Here is a 1,523-nt window from a genome sequence, read left to right on the forward strand (position 1 = left end):
GGGGGAAAGATTTATCGCTAAAGGATTGGTCTATGTCCTATCAGCTTGTTGGTGAGGTAAAGGCTCACCAAGGCTATGACGGGTATCCGGCCTGAGAGGGTGAACGGACACACTGGAACTGAGACACGGTCCAGACTCCTACGGGAGGCAGCAGTAGGGAATATTGCTCAATGGGCGCAAGCCTGAAGCAGCAACGCCGCGTGGAGGATGAAGGCCTTAGGGTTGTAAACTCCTTTTGTCAGAGAAGATAATGACGGTATCTGACGAATAAGCACCGGCTAACTCCGTGCCAGCAGCCGCGGTAATACGGAGGGTGCAAGCGTTACTCGGAATCACTGGGCGTAAAGAGTGCGTAGGCGGGGTTGTAAGTCAGGTGTGAAATCCTATGGCTTAACCATAGAACTGCATTTGAAACTACAACCCTAGAGTGTGGGAGAGGTAGGTGGAATTCTTGGTGTAGGGGTAAAATCCGTAGAGATCAAGAGGAATACTCATTGCGAAGGCGACCTGCTGGAACAATACTGACGCTGATTGCACGAAAGCGTGGGGAGCAAACAGGATTAGATACCCTGGTAGTCCACGCCCTAAACGATGGATGCTAGTTGTTGGGGGGCTTTGTCCTCCCAGTAATGCAGCTAACGCCTTAAGCATCCCGCCTGGGGAGTACGGTCGCAAGATTAAAACTCAAAGGAATAGACGGGGACCCGCACAAGCGGTGGAGCATGTGGTTTAATTCGAAGATACACGAAGAACCTTACCTAGGCTTGACATTGAAGGGATCTGCTAGAAATAGCGGAGTGCTTGGCTTGCCAAGCCCTGAAAACAGGTGCTGCACGGCTGTCGTCAGCTCGTGTCGTGAGATGTTGGGTTAAGTCCCGCAACGAGCGCAACCCTCTTTCTTAGTTGCTAACAGGTCATGCTGAGCTCTCTAAGAAGACTGCCTGCGTAAGCAGGAGGAAGGTGAGGACGACGTCAAGTCATCATGGCCCTTACGCCTAGGGCTACACACGTGCTACAATGGGGCGCACAAAGAGATGCAATGCCGCGAGGTTGAGCCAATCTTAAAAACGCCTCTCAGTTCGGATTGCAGGCTGCAACTCGCCTGCATGAAGCTGGAATCGCTAGTAATCGCAAATCAGCCATGTTGCGGTGAATACGTTCCCGGGTCTTGTACTCACCGCCCGTCACACCATGGGAGTTGTGTTTGCCTTAAGTCAGGATGCTAAAGTAGCTACTGCCCACGGCACACACAGCGACTGGGGTGAAGTCGTAACAAGGTAACCGTAGGTGAACCTGCGGTTGGATCACCTCCTTTCTTAGAGAAACCCTTTAAGACTTCGTTGTCTTAGAGACAAGGCTCAAGGCTCTCTTGCTTAGGTGTTAAGGGTTTGTTTAAAATCTCCTGGATTTACTTAAAACCTTAAAAGAATTTTTTTACGTTTTTCTTCAGTCTGTAGGATTTTTTGTTAAAACACCCTTTTATCTTTGCTTGAAGGCTTGCTATGGGACAAAAAGAGTTGTTG

Annotated in this window: 1 rRNA gene; it reads left to right on the top strand. The window is 49.8% G+C overall.

Going from position 1 to position 1,523, the window contains the following annotated elements:
* A 16S ribosomal RNA gene (locus FNE76_RS08010) occupies positions 1-1,315 on the top strand; the annotation flags it as partial.
* Positions 1,316-1,523: the final 208 nt, after the last annotated feature.

It is taken from the genome of Helicobacter mehlei (genome assembly GCF_007280785.1).
Classification (GTDB): Bacteria; Campylobacterota; Campylobacteria; order Campylobacterales; family Helicobacteraceae; genus Helicobacter; species Helicobacter mehlei.